This is a genomic window from Haliscomenobacter sp. (assembly GCF_041740695.1).
In the GTDB taxonomy this organism is placed as follows: domain Bacteria; phylum Bacteroidota; class Bacteroidia; order Chitinophagales; family Saprospiraceae; genus Haliscomenobacter.
Map to the genome: position 1 here is coordinate 15,992 of NZ_JBGSLK010000108.1, position 21,263 is coordinate 37,254.

Annotated in this window: 16 protein-coding genes; 5 read left to right on the forward strand and 11 right to left on the reverse strand. The window is 47.2% G+C overall.

All coding sequences use genetic code 11. From position 1 onward, the window contains the following. The first annotated feature begins 3 nt into the window (after positions 1–3). The gene (locus ACEW9O_RS21255) at positions 4–432 is read left to right on the forward strand and encodes a hotdog fold thioesterase (protein WP_373552215.1); all 429 of its coding nucleotides are present in this window, start codon (positions 4–6) and stop codon (positions 430–432) included. Between the two features lie 111 nt (positions 433–543). Here the strand turns inward: ACEW9O_RS21255 and ACEW9O_RS21260 are convergent, their stop codons facing one another. The 6 genes from ACEW9O_RS21260 to ACEW9O_RS21285 all read right to left on the reverse strand — a co-directional run bounded on the left by ACEW9O_RS21260 (position 544) and on the right by ACEW9O_RS21285 (position 9,996). Further along, complete coding sequence (locus ACEW9O_RS21260) at positions 544–1,086, reverse strand: hypothetical protein (RefSeq protein ID WP_373552216.1); 543 nt, start codon at positions 1,084–1,086, stop codon at positions 544–546. A gap of 71 nt (positions 1,087–1,157) precedes the next feature. Next, positions 1,158–2,903, reverse strand: a complete 1,746-nt coding sequence (locus ACEW9O_RS21265; protein WP_373552217.1) for a TonB-dependent receptor plug domain-containing protein — start codon at positions 2,901–2,903, stop codon at positions 1,158–1,160. Between the two features lie 106 nt (positions 2,904–3,009). Next, complete coding sequence (locus tag ACEW9O_RS21270) at positions 3,010–3,375, reverse strand: BlaI/MecI/CopY family transcriptional regulator (RefSeq protein ID WP_373552218.1); 366 nt, start codon at positions 3,373–3,375, stop codon at positions 3,010–3,012. A gap of 126 nt (positions 3,376–3,501) precedes the next feature. Next, on the reverse strand, positions 3,502–4,938 hold the full coding sequence (locus ACEW9O_RS21275) for a pyruvate kinase (RefSeq protein ID WP_373552219.1): 1,437 nt from the start codon (positions 4,936–4,938) through the stop codon (positions 3,502–3,504). Positions 4,939–5,391: 453 nt separating this feature from the next. After that, positions 5,392–6,027, reverse strand: coding sequence for a hypothetical protein (locus tag ACEW9O_RS21280; RefSeq protein WP_373552220.1), 636 nt, complete (start codon positions 6,025–6,027; stop codon positions 5,392–5,394). 498 nt (positions 6,028–6,525) lie between these two features. Further along, the gene (locus ACEW9O_RS21285) at positions 6,526–9,996 is read right to left on the reverse strand and encodes a DUF2126 domain-containing protein (protein ID WP_373552221.1); all 3,471 of its coding nucleotides are present in this window, start codon (positions 9,994–9,996) and stop codon (positions 6,526–6,528) included. 317 nt (positions 9,997–10,313) lie between these two features. On the opposite strand from ACEW9O_RS21285, the gene ACEW9O_RS21290 reads away from it, so the two are divergent. The 4 genes from ACEW9O_RS21290 (at position 10,314) to ACEW9O_RS21305 (ending at position 14,612) form a co-directional block, all read left to right on the forward strand. Continuing rightward, positions 10,314–11,774 (forward strand): circularly permuted type 2 ATP-grasp protein, encoded by a 1,461-nt coding sequence (locus tag ACEW9O_RS21290; RefSeq protein WP_373552222.1) that lies wholly within the window; start codon positions 10,314–10,316, stop codon positions 11,772–11,774. Between the two features lie 155 nt (positions 11,775–11,929). Next, on the forward strand, positions 11,930–12,865 hold the full coding sequence (locus tag ACEW9O_RS21295) for an alpha-E domain-containing protein (protein ID WP_373552223.1): 936 nt from the start codon (positions 11,930–11,932) through the stop codon (positions 12,863–12,865). A gap of 15 nt (positions 12,866–12,880) precedes the next feature. Further along, a complete protein-coding gene (locus ACEW9O_RS21300) occupies positions 12,881–13,765 on the forward strand; it encodes a transglutaminase family protein (protein WP_373552224.1) in 885 nt (294 codons plus the stop codon). 115 nt (positions 13,766–13,880) lie between these two features. Beyond that, the gene (locus ACEW9O_RS21305; RefSeq protein WP_373552225.1) at positions 13,881–14,612 is read left to right on the forward strand and encodes a peptidase; all 732 of its coding nucleotides are present in this window, start codon (positions 13,881–13,883) and stop codon (positions 14,610–14,612) included. 18 nt (positions 14,613–14,630) lie between these two features. On the opposite strand, the gene ACEW9O_RS21310 is transcribed toward ACEW9O_RS21305, so the two are convergent. The 5 genes from ACEW9O_RS21310 to ACEW9O_RS21330 all read right to left on the reverse strand — a co-directional run bounded on the left by ACEW9O_RS21310 (position 14,631) and on the right by ACEW9O_RS21330 (position 21,235). Then, entirely contained in the window at positions 14,631–15,638 is a 1,008-nt protein-coding gene (locus tag ACEW9O_RS21310) for an AAA family ATPase (RefSeq protein WP_373552226.1), read from the reverse strand. Between the two features lie 92 nt (positions 15,639–15,730). After that, positions 15,731–16,402 (reverse strand): nicotinamide riboside transporter PnuC, encoded by a 672-nt coding sequence (gene pnuC, locus ACEW9O_RS21315; RefSeq protein WP_373552227.1) that lies wholly within the window; start codon positions 16,400–16,402, stop codon positions 15,731–15,733. Between the two features lie 256 nt (positions 16,403–16,658). Beyond that, entirely contained in the window at positions 16,659–19,193 is a 2,535-nt protein-coding gene (locus ACEW9O_RS21320) for a zinc-dependent metalloprotease (RefSeq protein WP_373552228.1), read from the reverse strand. A 338-nt stretch (positions 19,194–19,531) separates the two neighbouring features. Next, on the reverse strand, positions 19,532–20,383 hold the full coding sequence (locus tag ACEW9O_RS21325) for an MbnP family protein (RefSeq protein WP_373552229.1): 852 nt from the start codon (positions 20,381–20,383) through the stop codon (positions 19,532–19,534). Between the two features lie 6 nt (positions 20,384–20,389). Then, on the reverse strand, positions 20,390–21,235 hold the full coding sequence (locus ACEW9O_RS21330; RefSeq protein WP_373552230.1) for an exonuclease domain-containing protein: 846 nt from the start codon (positions 21,233–21,235) through the stop codon (positions 20,390–20,392). Positions 21,236–21,263: the final 28 nt, after the last annotated feature.

Here is a 21,263-nt window from a genome sequence, read left to right on the forward strand (position 1 = left end):
ACCATGATTTGGAAAACACCCATCGACCTGGCCGTTTTAAACGCCTCGCGGAAAAACACCTTGATCGAACACCTCGGCATTGAAATGTGTGGCTTCGGCGACGATTACCTCCAAGCCAAAATGCCCGTGGATCACCGAACTGTGCAACCATTTGGCGTTTTGCACGGTGGTGCCTCCGCTGCTCTAGCGGAAAGTGTAGGTAGTATGGCGTCCTTGTTTACGCTAGACGATCCTACTAAGCAACACGCGGTGGGCATTGAACTCAATGCCAGTCACTTGCGCGGTATTGGTGAAGGTTATGTGATTGCCACTGCACGGCCTGCCCGTTTGGGACGGAAAGTGCACGTGTGGAACATCGACATTCACGATGAGCAGGGGCGTTTGATTTGTGTGAGTCGATTGACGATGGCGGTGGTGGAGCGAGGGGAATGACCATATTGGACTTGCTCCGTTAGCGATTTATACCTATTTTTGAAAAAAATCAATAATGAGTTCTGCTGCTCCAGCACTGCCGGATTTTCAATTGCCAGTTGATGCTATTTTTTATAAACCTTGACTTATCTTGATAATTTTCCATTTTTGATCAATCATTTTTAGGAACACCCTACGGTTTTGCCGAGCTGCCCCTGAAGCTAGTTCGAGCTGTACTTCAGCGTTATTTCCTTCTATTTTACTTTCCACAACCCGCACGAACGCCCAATAATTTATGTCTTTTATCCAGTAAAATTGGGTAAAAAAGGGACAAGGTACGTCATAAGTATACGCATCATTGTCTACCTGATCATAATACACGACATAGGGGATGTCCTTGAAATAATCCTGGCAGCTTTGAAAACGTACTATTTCTGACTGCTTAAAAGTATCGGCAATACAGCCTAGTGAATCGAGATTGTGCAAGTAGCGTTCGTAATCCAATAAGGTTTCGCCGTTCGCTCCTTTTTTTACAACGGCAGTATGTTCCCCCGCATCCCGACTTTTGATGGCGTGCAAGTACCACTCATAAAAACACAGTGCCGCGTCAGCCGGCGATTGAGTCTTGCCGTAGCTGCTAACTAGCAAAAATCCAATTAAAATAAACAAACGCATAGGGTGGAATTGTGTGCCAAAATTAAGCGCTTTTTGATTTTGGCACACAATTTCATCGAGACTAAGTTTTGTTATTGTTTTTTGGTCTCAACCTCAATTACGCCATCTTCAGCATCTTGGCCATATTTGTCGATACCCGCTTTTCCTTTGATGACATTTATCGACTTGATGGTGTTCATGTCGATGCCCTTCAATGGCTCGTCCGATTCATACTGGTGCAGGCGGCCCAAAACTTTACCGTCTTTCACAATTAATGGGCGACCATCTGCATGGGCACGGGTACCTCTGATCTTTATTGTGCCTTTAGGTGACTGGCTGGCATCAATATTGACTTTTTCAACATTGTCTGAGACAACATTGTTGACCCGAATTTCTACATTCTCGTTGGAGTTGATGTTGGTTCCAGTCGCTACTTTATTGATTACATTGACATTATTGCTAATATTGACGTTGTTCAGTTTGATCTCTTGAACATCGTCGCCTTGGTAACCTTTGGTATTCACGACAAGCACCCCGTCTTTGCCCTCATCGCCGTAGATAGCAGTAGCTGACTCTCCTTTGAGTACACTGATCGAACGGATGTCACCTGGGTCTAACTTGGACATTTGGTTGCCATCAGGCCCATCAACCAATTTTCCCATGTTTTTTCCGTCGACAATCAAAAGAGGTTTGCCAGTATTACTAGAAACCAAACCATTTTGCCCGACTAAGAAGGACTCACCATTGGTAACTATTTTTACCCCAGTGGCAGATCCGGTAATTTTGACCGAATTTTGCACGGGCACCGTGTCCAATTTAAGAGAAAGAAGGTTGCTGGGTTCGAGTTTTACAGACGTAATTTTTTGTGCTACTGCTGGAACTGCCAACTGTAGGACTGGCGTTTGTTCCATTTCTTCGATGCTTTCACCCAGGGTAATCTCACCGGTGGGTAAGGGCAGGGCTTGCAAATAATTCACCGAAAAAAACAGTGCCAGGCTCAGTACAAGCGGTAAACAAAGTGCGTATTTGACGGCTTTCCATTGTGGCGATCCCGCTTGGGTCATGCGCCGCAGCCGCGTATTCAGTTGTGCTGCAAAAGTGTTGTAAGGCATTTGTTCGAATTTTTGTTGTTGTGAAGCTAAAAGGCACGCATATGCATATTTTGAGCCCTGGGCCTCAATGACGCCCGCATCGGCTATAAATTCGTGGGTTTCCTGCAAACGTTGGCGCAGGCGGTAAATCAGGGGATTGAACCAATACAGCGCAATCCAGCATTCCATCAGCAAGACATCCCAACTGTGCCCTTGTTGCACGTGAATCAGTTCATGTTGCAAAACCATGGAGGGCATGGGGTCCTTTTTTTGCCAAAAGATGTAGTTGAAAAAGGACGCGGCTTCGGGCACATTTTCTTGTTCCACCAAACTCCAATCGCCCATGGCGTGTACCTTGCCACTGCGGATCCATTGCCATATTTTGAGGTAACTGATCAAGCTGCGCCCCAAACTGATCATCACCCCGGCGCCATACACCAGCAATATAGTAGCACCCCAGGACAAGACCCATACCTTCGGCGGTGGCATCAACAAACGCAACCATTCGGCGGGTATTTGTTGGGTTTGTTCCAACATCAGCACCGCCGGATGAGGATTGGCTGCCAGATTGATTTCAATTTGTAAATGGGGAATCAACAAGGCAATCAATGGCGTAATGAGCAAATAAGCACGATTGGCCTGATAAAATGACTCCCGGTGCATCCAACGCTCGTACAGCAGCCCAAAAGCCAGCAGGCAAAGCGCGGAACAGAACAAAGTGAAAAAAGAGGGTGTGATGATATTCATGTCGCAATCATTTGAGTGAATAACAAAATCGGAGCAGAGTGCAATTCCTGAGTGTAGAGACGCACGGCCGTGCGTCTCTTGGCCCCGATTTATGCTTACACTGTAATCATTTAGATTCTGATTTTTTAATCTCTTCCAACAAACGTTGGATCTCCGAAACATCCGTCTTTTCTTCCCGCAGGAAGTAGGAGAGGAGTTGGGCGGTGGAACCAGCAAAGTAATGCTCCTTGATTTGGGATACACTGGCCTTGCGGTACGCTTCCATGCTGATCAGGGGGAAATAGCGATGGGTTTTGCCAAAGGCTTCGTGATCGAGCCAGCCATCGGTTTCCAGTTTACGAACCAATGAAGAAATGGTGGTCACTGGAACCTGTGGGTCGTTCAGTTCCTCCATAATTTCGCGGACAAAGGCTTTCCCCATCCGCCAAATGATCTGCATGATCTGTTCTTCTTTTTCGTTTAACTTTTTCATGAACCAAACGTACAACTAATATTTCGTTGTATCAACTAATTTATCATTTTTTAACTAAAATTTCGTCGGTAGTTTGACAATTGAGGTGAACTTGCTGGAAAGAGAGGGTCGGTTTACAATAAAATCCTAGCGGGTCATAAAGCGGGTAGCAATAGAAAGTGGTCGAAACGTGTAGCGTTTTTTGACGTGATGGCCGCCACTGCGGATCAAAATATTGCGCAGGGCCTCCATGGTGCGGATGATGTGGTTGCCTTTGTTGATCATGACACATTCGGCCAAGGCGGCGTGGGCGGCATCGGTAACTTCCGAACGTGTAGCTATGCCCGATTTGTTGAGCGTGTCCAGTACCTGGGTAGCCCAAATGACGGGCACGTGTGCTGCTTCACAAATCCAGAGTATTTCTTCCTGGATTTCACTCATGCGTTCAAACCCAATTTCTACGGCCAGGTCACCACGGGCGATCATGACGCCTACGTTTTTTTCCTTTAAGCCACTGAATAACAAATCCGGCAAATTCTTGACTGCTTCAGGTGTCTCAATCTTGATGACCAATCCCAGCTTGTGCTCAGTACCCAAAGCTTGTTGCAATTGAGCCATGTCCTGCGTATTGCGCACGAAGGAATAACCTACGATATCGGCGTGTTGTTGGATGAATGGTAAACAGGCGAGGTCATACTCCGTCAATGCGGGTGTAGACAAGATCGAATCAGGAAAATTGATGCCTTTTTCCGCTTTGATGAAAGGCTTTTTGCTGGAGATGCGCAGGATCTGCAGTTTGGTTTTGCCTACCTCGGTTTTTTCCACCCGGGCCTCAATCAGCCCATCGTCAAACAACACGATCTCACCTGGATTCAATTGTTCGCTGACCCCGGATAAGCTACATCCGATGGCATGTTTTTCCTGCCCCAGCAGGGCCTCGTCTACTAGGAAAACGGTCTGGCCTACGGCTACCTCAAGCTTCTTTTTCTTATGTAGAACGGTGCGAATTTTAGGTCCAGCCAAATCCATGTAGATTTTACAACTCAAACCCGTGATTTTTTCTGCCCTTTTTACGTGTTCAATCATCCGAAACCAGGTGGCTTCATCATCATGGGCACAATTGATGCGGGCGACGTTCATGCCGGATTGAAGCATGTTTTTTACTTTTTCATAATCGTCAGCCATCTTGCTGTCGAAGGTGAGCATGATGTAGGGCACCGAGTCAATTTGTTTTTGCCCAAAAAGGGCGGTAGATTTTTTGGCCAGGGATTTTTTACCGGTGCTGTAGGTGAAAATGTTTTCGCTGGTTTTTTTTGCCCCAAGGTGTTGCATGATGGCCAATAATTGGCCCCTCACGTGGCTTTCCGAACTGGTGATGGAAGACAATCCCACTTCGTGCAAGGCGTCTTGCAACTCGCGGATATCCAGGCTACGTAGGGCCAGGTAATGCATCAAGTTGACGGCATTTGCCCGTTGGGTGGGGTGTACCTGATCGAGCAGGCCGCCAAAGTCTTTTTCGGACCGCAGCATAAAATCATCTATTTTTTCCAGCTCTATGGCAAGTTTGTTCAGGGTGGCACGCATCGGTTTTTGTTTAGTGCTGCGAAGTTGTTCCGATTTGGCAGGAATAGCAATGATTTTTGGTTTGTTTGGAAATGATTAAAAAGTGTGGAGGAGATAGCTGGATCACATACCTGTTGTGGGAGAAACAGCGGATTTAACTTTTTTCATAAATGCTTCTAGCTGCAAAGAATCGGGATGAGGAAGGGTTGTGATTTTCGGCAATCGGAGAATTTGTAAATCCTCAGCTTTTTGGGAACAAGTGAATATCAATAATAAGGTGATTAAAAGTAGGAAGTAATGCGAATAATGGGTTAAGATAAATATAGGCTTTAGCTATGTTTTTGAGCTATCATCAAGCCTAGTTGAAAATTTAACACAGATTTTCAACACTTTATCAAGCCAACCCATTATTCGAATAGGTAGTACTAAGAATAGGGGGGATGATGCCATACCCGCTTTCTGTAAAGAATTAGTTTATTCTTGAGAGCACTGAGTGCAAGTTGCATTATAACAATTACGGCAGGTTACGGATTGACTATTTCCTCCACAACTACAAGAAGCAGTGGAAGTACCACAGTTGCTATTACAGTCCGGCCAGCATTCTTTGCATTCACAGGAACAAGTTCCGGCTGCTTTTTCAAGTGCTTTCTGATTGTCAAAAATGATAGAAATCAGCCCAATTCCTAATTTCGGAGATAGTTGTGGTACTCTATTCTTGAAACCCTCAACTATAAAAGAGTAATGTTTTTGTTCTTCATTGTCAAATATTATCAAGTTGTCACCTAAATATATCGATCTTCCATTTCGTATAAGACTGGGTATATTTGCTTCAACTTGTGCATTATCATATTGAAACTGGTATTTACGGTATTCGTTAGCACCTGTTACGAGAAACACTAGCTTCGTCTCCTTACCTTCAGTGTATTTGTGTATTTTTATGCTTCCATCTACAATAATTCCTTTGTGTTGTGTCGGATTCTTGGAGTTATTGTAGGTTTCTAAGGCTGTGCTAAAGTCAATAGAATTATCAGGGGGTAATAATTTTGACTCTGAGCAGGATAGAATCCATAATAGAGAAAAGCAGGTGGCGAAAATTTTTAACTTTAACATAAACTTGGGAATTGATATTTTTTCGTACCCATGTCATTTTGGGAGTCAGCTCGTACTTCAATATTGCCTGAGTATTTTATTGACATGGTTTCTCCCGCAACAGATTGACTACCTGTTACTTAATCTTATGTTTTTTGATGTTCCCTCTTTTATCTGAAAAATAAACAATGCACTTCACTTACCACGGTAAACGCTACAATTTACATAAAATTATATAAGCATTGTTATTGTTTTAATATTTTTCTTTGCGGGACAGAATTAGCAATTCGGGAATGGTTATAAAAAATCAGAAATGATCTGATAATTAATGAGTTATGCGAAAATTTACTACTTTTCCCCGAAGGTTCAAAATCTTCGGGGGGATAGCACAGCGATATATAGCTTTGCTCACTAAAAATCTCAAACTTTCGGGTTGGGTTTCAGATTTCGGATATGTTTGCTGTGCTTATTATTTGATATTTAAATGCCAAAGTCTCAGGCAGCCACCAAGGGCTGCCCCTACCGTTTCCGGCGCAAATCCAAACACCATCCACTCTCCGCTGCCATCGGCACCTCCAGGGGCATCTCAACCTCCCGCTCTCCAAACACCCTGGTCTCACGTACCACATCGGTTTCTTCACTTGTCGGCGCTACCGTCAAAGTGGTCTGCGTGTGCCCATAATCCCAGAAACGGCTGATCCTACGGCCTTCCGCTTCGAAGCTATTCACGGGATAAGTCTCATAAGCGCGGCCACCCGGGTGCGCTACATGGTAGGTGCAACCTCCGATGGAGCGTTTGTTCCAGGTATCGTAAACGTCGATGACCAGAGGGACGTCCACCGCCACGGTGGGGTGCAAAGCGCTAGGCGGTGCCCAGGCTTTGTAACGAATCCCCGACACGTATTCTCCATTGACGCCTGTACTGCGTAAGGGCAAGCGTACCCCATTGCACAACAACCAATACCGTTCAGCATTGATGCCCGTAACCTTTACTTCCATGCGTTCGACCGAAGAATCCACAAAGCGGGCGGTACCCGAGTTGCTCATTTCTTCACCCAATACATTCCAGGGCTCGATGCCGCTGCGGAGCACCATTTGTACATCACCCACTTTTACACGGCCCAGGAAGGGGAAGCGGAATTCGAAGAAAGGCTCCAACCATTCCATTTTAAAGGGGAAACCCGCTGCCTGCATTTGGGTACATACATCGCGCAAGTCCTCGCGCACGTAATGGTGTAGCAGGTATTTGTCGTGGAGCTCGGTACCCCAACGCACCAGTCTTTGGCGATAGGGTTTTTTCCAAAACCAGGCTATCAAAGTCCGGATGAGCAAGAGTTGCACCAGACACATTTCTTTGCTCGGTGGCATATCAAAGGCGCGGAGCTCCAAAAGGCCCAGTCGCCCGGATGAAGAATCTGGCCGATACAATTTATCGATGCAGAATTCGGCGCGGTGGGTATTGCCCGTGATGTCGACCAAGAGGTTGCGGAAAATGCGGTCGGTCAACCAAAAGGGTAAATTGTCTTCACCCGGCTCAGGAATTTGACTGAACGCGATTTCCAGTTCGTACAACATTTCGGCCCGACCCTCATCCACTCGAGGCGCCTGGCTAGTGGCCCCAATAAAAGCAGTGGAAAACAAGTAGCTCAAACCCGGATGGTTTTGCCAAAAACAAATCAAACTGCGCAGCAAATCGGGACGCCGCAGAATGGGGCTATCAGCAGGTGAAAGTCCACCAAGGGTAATGTGGTTGCCACCGCCAGTGCCCGTATGTTTGCCGTCCAGCATAAATTTCTCAGCCCCCAAACGACTTTGTCGGGCGGCTTCAAACAATTGCTCGTAATTGAACAGCACCTCGCTCCAGGACTTGGCGGGCTGGATGTTGATTTCTACTACGCCGGGGTCAGGCGTCACGGCTAGTTTTTCGATTCGATTGTCGCGCGGCGGCTCATAACCCTCAATGATGATGGGAATTTGCAAACGTATCGCCGCTGCCTCCACCGCAGCTAGCAGCTCCAGGTAGTGCTCGATGAGTTCGCAGGGGGGCATGAAGACAAAAATTTTCCCTTCCCGAGCCTCCACACACAGTGCCGTTTTGATGGTGATCATCAATTTTTCGGGACGGTAATCGTCTTTTTCGGCCAGTTCCTTTTTCTTTTTGATGAGGTAAAGTGGGTCTTTGAGTTTGGCCTCTTCTTCGTCTATCTCCTCTGCTTTGTAGGCCTTGGGGTTGCTCATGCGCTCGGGTATCCGCTCATCGGCGGGGAGATGGTAACGCTCCGCTACTTTATCGTGGTAATGCAAAAGGGTGCCTACCTCTTCAAAAGGGCTGCGTTCGATGGGTTCTTCCACCTGTTCTGGCGTTAACTCTGGCAAACGATCGAGGGGAATTCGTAAACCCATCGGGGAATTACCCGGCAATAAAAACAGGTGTTTGCGGCTGAATTTCCAGGCGCAACTCCACCAGTGTTCGGTATCGCGGTTCCAGGCCAGTGGTAGCGCAAAGCCGCTGGGGTTGTTTGGCCCGCGGTCGAGCAGTTCCATCAAGGTACGCCGCTCGATGGTGTCCCGCATGTTGATTTTCAGCGGGTCGACATTGTCGGGCAGATTGCCTTCTTCCCAGAGGAAATAAACCAGGTCTTCGTAAGCTGGGCAGCGATTGGCCGGATTTACGCCCAGGTATTTGGCCATTTCGCTGATGAAAGCTTCAGCGTGGGTATGGTCAAATTTGTACTCGCCAGTGATGTCAGCAAGCCATTGGGGGTTGCGCCACATGTTTTGGCCGTCTTTGCGCCAGAACAAGGTGTATGCCCAGCGGGGGATTGGTTCACCCGGGTACCATTTGCCCATGCCGTAATGGATGAAGCCCCCTTTGCCAAAAATGTCTTTGAGTTTGTGGGCCAGGTCGTTGCCGAGTTTGCGTTTGAGCTCCCCATCGGCAGCGCCATTCCATTGTTCTGACTCCATGTCGTCGACAGAGACAAAGGTCGGCTCGCCACCCATGCTCAGGCGTACATCATCTTTCAACAACTCCTGATCTACTGCGTATCCAAGGGCAATAACCTGAGCCCATTCCGCGTCGCTGTAGGGTTTGGTGACCCGTGGATCTTCGTGGATGCGCTCCACGGTGTTGCTGTAGTGAAAAATGGTTTGACATGGCTCCAACCCTCCTGTGATGGGTGCAGCGCTGCCAGGGTCAGGCGTACAAGCCAGGGGTATATGTCCCGCCTCAGCCATCAAGCCCGAGGTGGCATCCAGACCAACCCAACCTGCACCGGGGATGAATACTTCTGCCCAGGCGTGGAGGTCGGTAAAGTCTGCTTCGGGCCCAGAGGGGCCGTCGAGGGCTTTTTGATCGGCTTTGAGTTGCACCAGATAGCCGGATACAAAGCGGGCAGCCAAACCAAAATGCCGGAACGCCTGCACCAGCACCCAACCCGAATCGCGGCAGGAGCCGAGGGCTTGACTTAGGGTGTCTTCACAACTCTGCACGCCGGTTTCCAGCCGGATGGTATAATTAACCAGTTTGTTCAGGTGTCGATTGACGTTCACCAGAAAATTGACGGTGATGTCGTTGAGGTAGGGCTTGCATTCCTCGATGAACTGCATCAAAAGAGGGCCACTTTCCGTCACTTCTAGGTAAGGGGCCAGTTCTTTGAGCAGCTGGGTGTCGTATTGAAAGGGAAATTTCTCGGCGTATTCTTCCAAAAAGAAGTCGAATGGGTTGATGGCGCGCAATTCAGCGATCACCTCTACATCGATTTTGAACGCCTTAACCCGATCCGGGAAAACCACCCGGGCCATAAAATTGCCGAAGGGATCTTGCTGCCAATTGACGAAATGCGGCTCCGGGCTGATTTTCATCGAATATGCAGCAATTTCGGTGCGGGAATGTACCGCGGGACGTAGGCGGATGGTTTGGGGCCAAAGTTTAACCAATCGGTCGTACTCGTAATGGGTGCTGTGGCGAATCGCTACTTTAATGGCCATGGTAAAAAATTTTCGGGCTATGGTAAAATCGAGCAATTAAATTCAAACACTTGCGGACAAACTTGAAAATGCCGGATTTAAAAATAATGCTGCGTCATTTGCTCAAATTTTTCCCGGATATTTGGAAAAAAAGATTTTAGCGTACAAAATACGGAAAGACCTGAAAAGCACGATGTTGACAAAAGTCAAATTTTTGCGCCCTCATTTTGCGATCTCTGCAATTATTTTGGCAATTTATTGATTTTTTGTAAAAATAAGCTATTTTTGGTCGAAACGATTTTTTATTTACACCAGCGCTTGTCAAAATCGTATGCTGCATGACCACAACGAGTAACTTATTTCAACACTATCCACTCAACGCGGCCTTCTTTGACGAAGTGTTTCGCCAAGACGGACAGGTGTACCCCCATTATGAGGACATTCACCGACAATTTAGCCGATTGACCAGTGCTGATTTTGAGCGTTTGAACGAGTACGCCAAACTATCCTTTCTCAACCAAGGCATTACTTATGCGGTGTATTCGGATGGGCACAAGGGAGCTGAGCAAATTTTTCCCTTTGATCTGTTTCCACGTGTCATTCCAGCTGCGGATTGGGATATGCTGGAGAAGGGGCTCATTCAACGAAATCTTGCCCTAAACCTATTTATTAAGGATGTTTACGGTGAGCGCAAAATCCTGAAGGACAAAGTTGTTCCTTCGGCACTTATTTTTTCTTCGCCACATTATAGCGAAGAGATGAAAAGCATCAAGCCCAAAAATGACATTTATTGTCACATCAGTGGAACCGATCTGATTCGGCACAGCGATGGCCGTTATTATGTTTTGGAAGACAACCTGCGCAGTCCCTCGGGAGTGAGTTATGTACTTTCCAACCGGGATGCCATGAAACGCACACTGTCCAATGCCTTCCGCTGGTCCAGTGTATGCTCAGTGAACGAGTACCCGGCTGAATTGCTGGCGACTTTACAATCGGTCGCCCCCAATACGGAAGAACGGCCTACTTGTGCACTACTGACGCCAGGTACCTACAATTCTGCCTATTACGAGCATTCGTTTTTGGCCCAAACCATGGGCATTGAATTGGTGGAAGGACGCGATCTGTTTGTAGAAAACAATTATGTCTACATGCGTACCATCCACGGACCAAAAAGGGTGGATGTGATTTACCGCCGCATCGACGATGCTTTCCTCGATCCGCTGGTTTTTCGTCCCGAATCCATGTTGGGCGTGGCAGGCATCATGGGGGCTTACCGGGCCGGCAATATTACCATCGTGAATGCGCCAGGTACTGGAGTGGCCGACGACAAAGCAGTTTGCTCGTACGTACCCGACATGATTAAGTATTACTTGGATGAAGAACCCATCATCCCCAATGTGCCAACTTATCTGTGTGAGCGGGAGGAAGATTTAAAATACGTGCTGGAACACATTCAGGACTTGGTGATCAAACCGGTGGACATGTCGGGGGGTTACGGGGTGATGATTTGTGATCGCCTGAGTAAGGCTGAACTGGAAGAAGTGAAGCAAACTATTCAGACTGATCCGCGCAATTACATTGCCCAGCCACGGATGTCGCTCTCGGTGCATTCCACATACATTGAGAAAAAAGGAGAATTTGAACCACGGCACATCGACTTGCGCACCTTTACCCTGATGGGCAAAGAACGTCCGTATGTGCTACCGGGAGGACTTTCTCGAGTAGCCTTAAAAGAGGGCAGCTTGATCGTCAACTCTTCTCAAGGGGGAGGGTCGAAGGATACTTGGGTCACCGTTTAAAGGTTCCAAAGTTCCTGAGTTCCGAGGTTCCAGGGCTCGTAAGCGACACGGAACCTATATTGTTCAAAATTATAGCATCCGCAACCCATGGCTTTAGCCGTGGGAGCGACATACAAAACTAACCCACGGCTTCAGCCGTGGGGGAAAAAGAAACCATGTTAGCAAGAATCGCCAACACCTTATACTGGATGGGCCGCTACCTCGAAAGAACCGAGCACCTGGCCCGTTACCTCCGCGTCCAATACTTTACCACTCAGGATGCCCCCATGAGTCAAAATCGCCATTTTGTACTCAACTCCATCGTGAACATGGCCGGGGTTCCCTGGGAAGAAGGCAGTGAACTGGATGAGGCCGAAATATTGTTCAATGTAGCGTTAGACCGCAACAACCCAATGTCCATCCTTTCGACGATTACTTTTGCCCGAGAGAATGCGCGCGGCATGCGCAATGTCATTTCCACCGAGCTTTGGGAAGTTATCAACAAGTACTACCATTACGTCAATAACTATCCCGTGGCCTATTTTAAAACCCGGGGTTTGTACGATTTCACCCTGGCCGCTGGCGAAAATTGTTCGGTCATTCGGGGCTACGTAGACAGTACCTTGACCCACAATGATGTTTGGGCGCTGATCCGCCTGGGGGTACACCTGGAGCGTACGGCCCAGATCGCCCGGATCATCAGCTGTAAGTTGTACGATATCTATTCCCTGACCAATGGCAAGGAAGACATGCCCGTAGAGAACTATCAGTACACCGTATTGTTGAAGTTATTGGAAAGTTTTGACATGAATCGGCACCATTACAAAGCAGCACCCGATCGGCAAAAATCGCTGGAATTTTTGATTTTAAATGGTGATTTTCCGCGCTCCTTGGCTTTCAATCTGCGTCAAATACAGTTTTTCCTTCGCAAACTGGGATTGAATGAAAAGGCACCGGAAAGTGTAGGATTCAAGGTAGGTCGCCTTTGTGCGAAGTACCAATACTTGTTGTTTTCCGAGATTGAAAATGAAGTAGGGGCTTTTGTGACCGAAACCCTGAATTGTGTTTATGAAATACACGATACATTGGAGAAGGATTATTTTCATGTGTAAGCTTATTCCCGACTTATGACCGATTACGTAATTGAGTATCGCACTGTGACCGAATATGAAAAATCCGTTAAGCAAGGCGCTTACGAGTTTTTGATTATTCCTTGTGAAAATGATTCACAAATGGTCAAACATCACCGCTTGTTGCATTCCATGCCTCGTGAACCCTTTGTGGCGCGCAACAAGTATGGGTTTATCACTTATCATTTTCATTCCAATGCCGATACCTTTGATTTTTTCTCGGTGAGTTTGCTGGCGCAGGTAGCCAAAAATCCGCCACCCTTGGATGTGATTACTGATTTGAGCCTGGAGGAACAAAACTCAATCCTGGAAGACATTGATTTCCAGATGGATCACCAGTCTTTTTTACAAAGTACTGCCTTGAGTAGTCTTAAACCCGGTGATTTTTACCTAGATTTGTTGCGCCAGAAAGAAGAAACGGTAGGCATGTATTTGTTTCGCCTCAATTCGGCGGTTCACGGCATGCTGAAATATGCGCAGGGAACTACCAATACAGGCACTAGTGCAAAAGTAGCTTTGCAAGGAGGCAGCGGAGTGTGTCAGGATTATGCGCACATCATGATTGGGATTTTGCGGCAACAAAACATCCCAACTCGGTACGTGTCTGGTTACCTCAGTTTGAGCGACAATCGTGATTCCCAATTACACGCCTGGGTGGAGGTGTTTATTCCCAAACTAGGTTGGCGTGGTTTTGATCCCACCAATAACCTGCAAGAAAACGACCACTTCATCAAAATTGCGCATGGACGAGATTACCTCGATTGCCAACCCATCAAAGGGGTATTGGTTACCGATGGAGGTCACAAAACTTCCTACGAAGTGTCGGTGCGCAATAGCAAAGATTACAACTGGTTTTTGCAGCAACAACAACAGCAACAATAACCCACGAATTTATTCGTGGGACAAACCATGATTTTAATCGTGGGTGTATAAAAAAAGCAAAACTCTGCAATCTGGGACTTTCCCCACAGGATTACAGGACACAACAAAACGAAAAATGACCTATTGTCTTGGCATTAAAGTACGCACTGGCCTGGTAGCCATTGCCGATACACGGATCACTTCAGGTACTGAAACTGCAACCGCCAAAAAAATATCAGTCCATGAGAGCGGGCAAAACAGCCTTTTTTTGATGACTTCGGGCTTGCGCTCCATTCGGGACAAGGCTGTGACCTACTTCGAAGAACTATTTGAAGATGAGTCATTTAAGTTTGATAAAATGTACAAGGCCGTCAACATGTTTGGCGATCAATTGCGGCGGGTAGCGCAGGAGGATAAAAAGTCCCTGGCGGAATCGGGCCTGTTTTTCAATCTATACGCCATCGTAGGTGGCCAATTAGAAAACGATAAAGAGCACAAACTTTACCTGCTTTACCCGGAAGGCAACTGGATCGAAGTAGGGGAGGGCTCTCCCTTTACAATTATCGGCAACTCTGGTTATGGCAAACCCATCCTCAATCGAGCCTTGACCTATGAATCCAGTTTGCGCTTTGCCTTCAAAACTGGTTTTTTATCCTTCGACTCCACCCGCGTCAGTGCCAATGATGTGGGGTATCCGATCGATGTGGCGCTTTATCCGCGCGACTCTTACAAATTGGAACAACATCGCCTGGAAGAAAAAGATACCGCACAAATTGGCCAAATGTGGGCCAGCAAGCTCAAAAACAGCATCGACGAAATTCCAGAAACCTGGATGGATGCTTTTTTGCATAAACCGGAATTATTATAGACTTTGCGTATGTAAAGTCTAACTCCGTTTCCCAAAGTGATTGTCAAATTTCACAAAATCTGCCAATACTACGGCTACCTGATCCATTCGTTCGGACAAGGTACCTCTCAGCGTAATGTAGGGAATCCGCCGCTCGTGTAAATCCGCGATGATTTGTTTTTGGAAAACCTGGCGTTTTTGGTCTCCACTGCGGTCCCAGGTGTCGTCGTAAGGGATGTCCACATCACAAAGGAAAAAGAGGTCATAGCGTTGGGCATTCTCCATAGCCATTTGAGTCAATAGTTGCGGCGCTTTGCCGTGATAGTCCTTTGTATACATATAGGTAGTAATGGCATTGGTATCCACAAACAAGTACCGATTGGCCTGCAATAAAGCAATTTCCTCCCTTACCCAATGGCCAATAGCAATCTCATCAAAAGCTTCAAAGCTGATGCGCCGGTCGACCTGGTGTTGGGTCCAATATTCGCGACCGTATTCTGGCACAAAAGTGGTTTGGTATTTTTGGGCCAATGCCTCGGTAAGCGTCGATTTTCCAGTGGACATGGCACCTACAAAAACGACTTTGGTAATCAAGTCTTTGTAAACAATATCGTCAATAAATTCCCGGTATTGCAGTGGGTTTTCCCGAATCATGGTGGCGGAGATGGGTACGATTTGACGGGATTCATCCAGGCGCCGATCCACTGCTCCCAATGCCTTGCTGACGTGGTCCCCATAAAACTCACTGCTGTAAAAATGGGTGATGCGCCGACCGTTGAGCATCTCGATGATGTATTCCTCTTGCAAGATTTCGAATGCTCGCTCGCTGGAATAACCTTCGGGGCCATCCCAGGCTTCAATGACTGTTACTTGTGGATACAGCGTGCGGATCCAGTTGGCTCGTACACTCAGCGGAATGGGGGTGACATTGGTATCGTAAATCAATACCATCATTTCGTCAACTTCGGCCAGGGCCGTTTCGATGACGTATTGGTGGCCACGATGGAATGGGGCGTATTTGCCGAGTGTAAGGCCGGTTTTTTTCATATAGTTGAGTAAGTTGAGAAAGTTGAGGCTACCGCAGCGACTTGAAGGTGGTCACGTCAAAGCCGCTGCGGTAGCCTCAACCTCCTCAACTATTAAACTAATTTTAATCCACGACTCCAATTCCAATACCCATATCCCGCATTGATCAAATACGCCGACCACATCACGATCATCAAAGGCCCTTCGGCACTACCATTGGCCGTACGGATGCTCCACATCAAAACGGTAAATACATTGAGCAAAACGTACAAAAGCCACTGCTCGCGGTAGCGGTACATCATCAGGATGGTGGCTACTATGGACAATACATTGGTGGTCGCATCAATATACGGCGTGTTTTGATTGGAGTTCAAAGCCAAAGCATAACCCATACCCACAATGCTCAGCAGACAAATGAGCAAGGTCAGGAGGATCCACTTCATGGCCAAGGCTCGCATTTGTACGTAAGCACCATCCAGTTTGGGTTTCCAAAGCAGGTAACCCAGGATATTGGTAGGGACAAAAAAGAAAAGATTGAGGTAGACTTCGCCATACAATTGATTGTGGTAAGCGAGGTACGCGTAAGCCAGGGAGTTGTACATGCCAAAGCTGTAAGTCCAGACATTGCCTTTGGCCGCGAGGAGCACACAAAATACACCGGATAAAAAGACGCTGAAGTCAAAGAGGGAATTTTTCCAAAGGATGCACAGGGTGATGGCGAGCGCGGTGAAGAAGAGGAACCAAAGAATTTCGTAGGTGTTCCAGCGATGGGTTGTTGGTGTCACGGGGATGTTTGTTTCAAGTATTGAATATGCCAAAGCGACATTATTTTTCACAAAGAACACAAAGTAGTGGGGCAAAAATAAGTGTTCATTTTTTTTAAGCCAGAGGATTAGTTAAGACACTTGAAATGAAACGTTTACTTATCTAATCCTTTGGCAAAATGAACACTTATTTTTTTTTCGCCCCGAAGGTAGCACAAAGGGCACAAAGTTAGACGTAGACGTCGCTTTGTGCCCTTTGAATTGTGCTGAAATACAATTACTTCGGATGCAGTGCCGAATCCAATCGATTCGCCACGTCTTCCAAATGGTAACGTGTCAGTTTATCTGGTGCTGCACCAATGGCCGCCTTGATTTCTGACAACAAAGACTCCAATTGCCCACGAGTGATGGAAGGCAAGTCGGTGGTTTTTAAATCTACCCGACGGGTGCTCGATCCATAAGCGCCTCCAGCAGGTACATACTGGATGATGGCGGGATCTTTGGGCGCCAGGTAAGTAATGGCTTTTTCCACAAAAACCTTTTGCAGGTTGCGGCGGTAAATGTCGATGGCTTTTTGGCTTTTTAATTCTGACCAAATGCTGCTGCGCAAGTCGGTCATCATTTCATCCAGGGTGTAATTGCCATCTTTGCCTGTTTCCAACAAACGGGCAATGCGACTACCAGCCAACAAGTTGTTCAAGGTATTTTCCTGCAAGGTTTTGATGGCATCTACACCGGCGTCCGGACGGATTTTGTTCAAAATGTTGCCGTCCATGAGCCAGGTCGGTGTTTCAAACAAATGACTGCTCAAAAAGGCCATGGCTTCTTTTTGGCGATCTTTGGGTACCGCTTCAAATACTGCTCCAGCCATGTCGTAGGTTTTGGGCGTATCATAAATGCCCCCTACGTTTTTGGTGACGTGGCCCAGGTAGCGGTTGAATTGGCCTACTACGTTGTTGTACAGTTCTTCCAATTCGGAATAACTTTCACCATTTTCCTTGCTCCATTCGGGCAGGTTAGGCAGGATGCGTTTGAGGTTTTTGACCCCATATTCCGAAGCTTTCATGGAATTGTCGCTCAAATCTTCGGTTTGGTAACGCGGGTCGTTGGGGCTCACTTCGGTACCAAAGGCCAGGCGTTGATTTTTCACCTTTTCTTTGGTCAGGTCGTGGAGCAATTTTTTCTCCTCTTCGTCACTTTTGGCGTCAGGGAAGTATTTGTACCCCCATTCGATGGCCCAGATGTCGTAGTCGCCAATGCGGGGAAAAAAGTCGGTTACACCATCTTCGGGTTGGGCTACGTAGTTGAAACGGGCGTAGTCCATGATGGAAGAGGTGTGGCCGTTTTGGGCGACCCAGGCTTTGTCGCGCAGTTTTTCAACTGGTGTAGCTGAACTCGCACCCATGTTGTGGCGCAAACCCAGGGTGTGTCCCACTTCGTGAGAAGACACAAAACGGATCAGCTGCCCCATCAATTCGTCGTCAAAATCCTTTTTGCGTGCCTTTGGATCGCTGGCGGCGGTTTGAATCAGGTACCAGTTGCGCAAGAGGCGCATCACGTTGTGGTACCAACCGATGTGGCTTTCCAGGATTTCGCCAGAACGTGGGTCATTGACGTTGGGGCCGTAAGCGTTTTGGATTTCGGCAGCAAAGTAACGGATTACTGAGAAGCGAGCGTCTTCCAGGCTCATGGTTGTATCTTGCTCGGGCCAGTATTCACCGCGGATGGCGTTTTTCCAACCCGCTTTTTCAAAGGCTTTTTGCCAATCGTCTACCCCTTGTTTGAGGTGTTTCCGCCATTTGAGCGGAGTGGCTGGATCGATGTAATAGATGATGGGTTTGGCTGGTTCGATTAGCTCACCCCGTTTTTGGCGCTGGGCATCGGCAGCATTTTTAGGCTCCAATTTCCAGCGTACGGCAATTTGTTCCTCGTCGGCCTTTTGGGATTCTTCTTCAAAAGTGCCATATCCTGTGGAAAAATAACCGACCCTGGGATCAAAATGGCGAACGCGCATCGGCTTTTTGGGCAAAATGATCATCGAGGTATTGAACTCCATGGTCACCACTCCTGCGTCGACTCCAGCTGGCAGAAAAGTTCCAATCTGTGGCGTTGGCACCAGGGAAATGGTAGGCGATTGTGAACCAAAGGTTTTTACCGTCCGAATTTCTGTATTGACGGGATAGGTACGAATGCTCTGAACAAAGGAGCGATCGGCTTTGTAGTCAGAAATTTTGAATCTTTGCTTGGTAATCGGGCTCAAGGAAAAAATCTGATTGTCCCCTTTGAAAAAATCGGTTACATCAATCAGCACCGAAGTGTCTTTGCGGATTGATTTGATGTCAAAGGAAGCTACGATTGGATCTGCACTGGAATTTTTCACCGCCTTAAAAATCGGCTTGGTACTATCCGGACTGACGATGATTTGGGTGATGGACCGCAAAAACACCTTGTTGTCGGGGCCACGTTCCCAGGCGATTACCTGGCGGTTTACTTCTTCGCCGCCGAAGATCCCACCACCCGCTGCCGTTTTGGAGTAGCGGGTTACGGTCATGATTTCCCGTTTAAAGATGCTGTCCGGGATTTCGAAGAACCACTTGTCTTCTACTTTGTGCACGTTTACCAAACCTTTGCTGCTGATGGCTTTGTCGGTGATGACTTCGCGGAAAGGTTTTGGCCCGGTTTTGGGCGTTTCTTTGGGTGCGGGAGCTCCAGGAGTCGCTGGTGCATCTGGTTTTTTGTCTTGAGCGAAACTAAGGCTTACTGTGAGCATGAACAGCAAGCTGAGGAGGGTTAATCGGGTCATGAATTGCATGATGACATTTGGTTAAGTAATAAGGAGCGGAAACAAAATAAAGTAAACATTTAACTGACTTTTTTTGATTTTGCTGCGTTACTCGTCAGTTGCATAGTTCACTATGCGCCTTCCTCGCGCCTGGCCAAATCAAAAAATAGCCAACTCAACTCGTTTACTTTATTTTGTTTCCGTTCCTAAGGCTTGTGATGATCTAGTATGAGTGTTTTTTCCAAGCCATTCATGGCCGGAGTGAGAAAGATAAAGAGACTTGTGAAATTACCCAGAATATATGCAATAAAATGCTGTCCAATCCTGGTCAAAGCAGCATAAAAGGGAGCTGAGCGGGTATTTCTGGGTTATAAACTGGTTGAAACCTGCGTAATGGTGAAGGATTGGGTCAGTTTTTCAATGATTTTTTGACTGATTTGAGCCGGAGTATCACTATTCACATTTACAGTTTGAAACCAAAGTGCATAGTCCACATCCATCAAAATATTGAGGTTGTAACCACGTTGGAGTTTGGTGGGGGTAAAAGACAATTCAACAGTGCGGAGGTTCGTGCTGCCACTGATTTTGATGTCTACCGTATCTTGGGCATAATACAAGCTACGCGCAAATACGTAGCCATTCTGCGCCCCCAGGTACATGCCGTCATTCACACTACTGCGCATCGGGTGATCATTGGGCAACCGCAAGGGATTGGCCTGGTTCATTTCACCGCTCACCCCAATGGTAAACCGAATGCGGTTGATGGTGGCCGTATCCCGATAAGATTGAATGTACATGTCGGCTTGGCCAAGCCCCCGAGCCAGACCAAAGCTATTGGGAATACTTGTTTTTACGGTGTCACCAGCTGCTTTTTCCAGATAGACATCCAGGGGTTCCTGGACATCAATGACTTTGTTGCCGACCGAAAGCACTTGGATGTTGGAAAGATAAAAACGCAGATCTCCAAATCCGAAGGTATTGCCCGCTCCATCGGTGAAGATGGCTTGGTTGTAGGCCATGGCCGCGCCGCCGTACTTGTGGGTAAGGCGGATGCGCACCCCGGGATATTCGCAGCAACCGTCGCAGGGTTTATCGGCGCCCAGGTCAAAATTATTGGCTAAGGCATCGTTGCATCCTTCTTCACGGGTTGCGCAGGCGGACAAAAGAATACTTATTGCACACAGAATCCCCAATTGCACTAACTTCAACACTTTCTTCATTTCTATTTATTCCTTGGTTGCGTTTTCGTCTTTGCCCTTCAGCCCTTTTTCGTACTCACGGACCAACTTTTTGACCATTTGTTTGACCTGTGAGGTGAACTCCTTGTTGAGGATCCAGTTGTAGTACTGGCGGTCTTCGTATAAGGTTTCGCCTACGGGTTTGCCCATGTATTTGCCAAAGTTGAAGACGATGTCCCCATTCACATCCGCACGTAGTTTTTGGGTGGCATCTACAAAACGATTGTCATTGGTAAATTCGTGCAAGATTTGTACATCGTTTTTTACGGGAGCGTCTAGGATGTTGCCATCTTCATCCCGATAATCCACGCCTTCGTATTTGCCCAATTGGCCAAAAAACACATCAATCGTAGCACGCACATCTGCCATTGCATCGTGGGCTTCGTCATGGTCTTTTTCACAATAAAACTTGAGGGCAGCCTTGAGCGTACGGGGCTCCATTTTGTAAAAAATGCGCTGGATGTCAATCGAACGGCGTTTGCTGATGTCGAATTCCATACCCACCCGGGCAAATTCTTCCATCAACATCGGGATGTCGAAACGGGTGGAATTGTACCCTGCCAGATCGGCATTGCCTATAAAATCCCAGATTTTTTGCGCCAATTGTTGAAAGGTAGGTTTATTCGCTACATCCTTGGGCTGAATGCCGTGTACCAACATGGCTTCCAGGGAAATGGGAATGCCTGGATTGATCATCAGGGAAAGTTCCTGCGGCTCCCGACCATCCTTGAGGTACTTGATGATGGCAATTTGTACGATGCGGTCGCGCACTACATTGAGGCCAGTCGCTTCGATATCGAAAAAACAAAGATCACGTTCTAGATTCAGATCCATCTTTTGAAAGATAAAAGATAAAAGATGA

Coding starts and splice junctions, on each gene's coding strand:
- ACEW9O_RS21255 (WP_373552215.1), top strand. CDS start 4: ATGATTTGGAAAACACCCATCGACCTGGCCGTTTTAAACGCCTCGCGG.
- ACEW9O_RS21260 (WP_373552216.1), bottom strand. CDS start 1,086: ATGCGTTTGTTTATTTTAATTGGATTTTTGCTAGTTAGCAGCTACGGC.
- ACEW9O_RS21265 (WP_373552217.1), bottom strand. CDS start 2,903: ATGAATATCATCACACCCTCTTTTTTCACTTTGTTCTGTTCCGCGCTT.
- ACEW9O_RS21270 (WP_373552218.1), bottom strand. CDS start 3,375: ATGAAAAAGTTAAACGAAAAAGAAGAACAGATCATGCAGATCATTTGG.
- ACEW9O_RS21275 (WP_373552219.1), bottom strand. CDS start 4,938: ATGCGTGCCACCCTGAACAAACTTGCCATAGAGCTGGAAAAAATAGAT.
- ACEW9O_RS21280 (WP_373552220.1), bottom strand. CDS start 6,027: ATGTTAAAGTTAAAAATTTTCGCCACCTGCTTTTCTCTATTATGGATT.
- ACEW9O_RS21285 (WP_373552221.1), bottom strand. CDS start 9,996: ATGGCCATTAAAGTAGCGATTCGCCACAGCACCCATTACGAGTACGAC.
- ACEW9O_RS21290 (WP_373552222.1), top strand. CDS start 10,314: ATGACCACAACGAGTAACTTATTTCAACACTATCCACTCAACGCGGCC.
- ACEW9O_RS21295 (WP_373552223.1), top strand. CDS start 11,930: ATGTTAGCAAGAATCGCCAACACCTTATACTGGATGGGCCGCTACCTC.
- ACEW9O_RS21300 (WP_373552224.1), top strand. CDS start 12,881: ATGACCGATTACGTAATTGAGTATCGCACTGTGACCGAATATGAAAAA.
- ACEW9O_RS21305 (WP_373552225.1), top strand. CDS start 13,881: ATGACCTATTGTCTTGGCATTAAAGTACGCACTGGCCTGGTAGCCATT.
- ACEW9O_RS21310 (WP_373552226.1), bottom strand. CDS start 15,638: ATGAAAAAAACCGGCCTTACACTCGGCAAATACGCCCCATTCCATCGT.
- ACEW9O_RS21320 (WP_373552228.1), bottom strand. CDS start 19,193: ATGCAATTCATGACCCGATTAACCCTCCTCAGCTTGCTGTTCATGCTC.
- ACEW9O_RS21325 (WP_373552229.1), bottom strand. CDS start 20,383: ATGAAGAAAGTGTTGAAGTTAGTGCAATTGGGGATTCTGTGTGCAATA.
- ACEW9O_RS21330 (WP_373552230.1), bottom strand. CDS start 21,235: ATGGATCTGAATCTAGAACGTGATCTTTGTTTTTTCGATATCGAAGCG.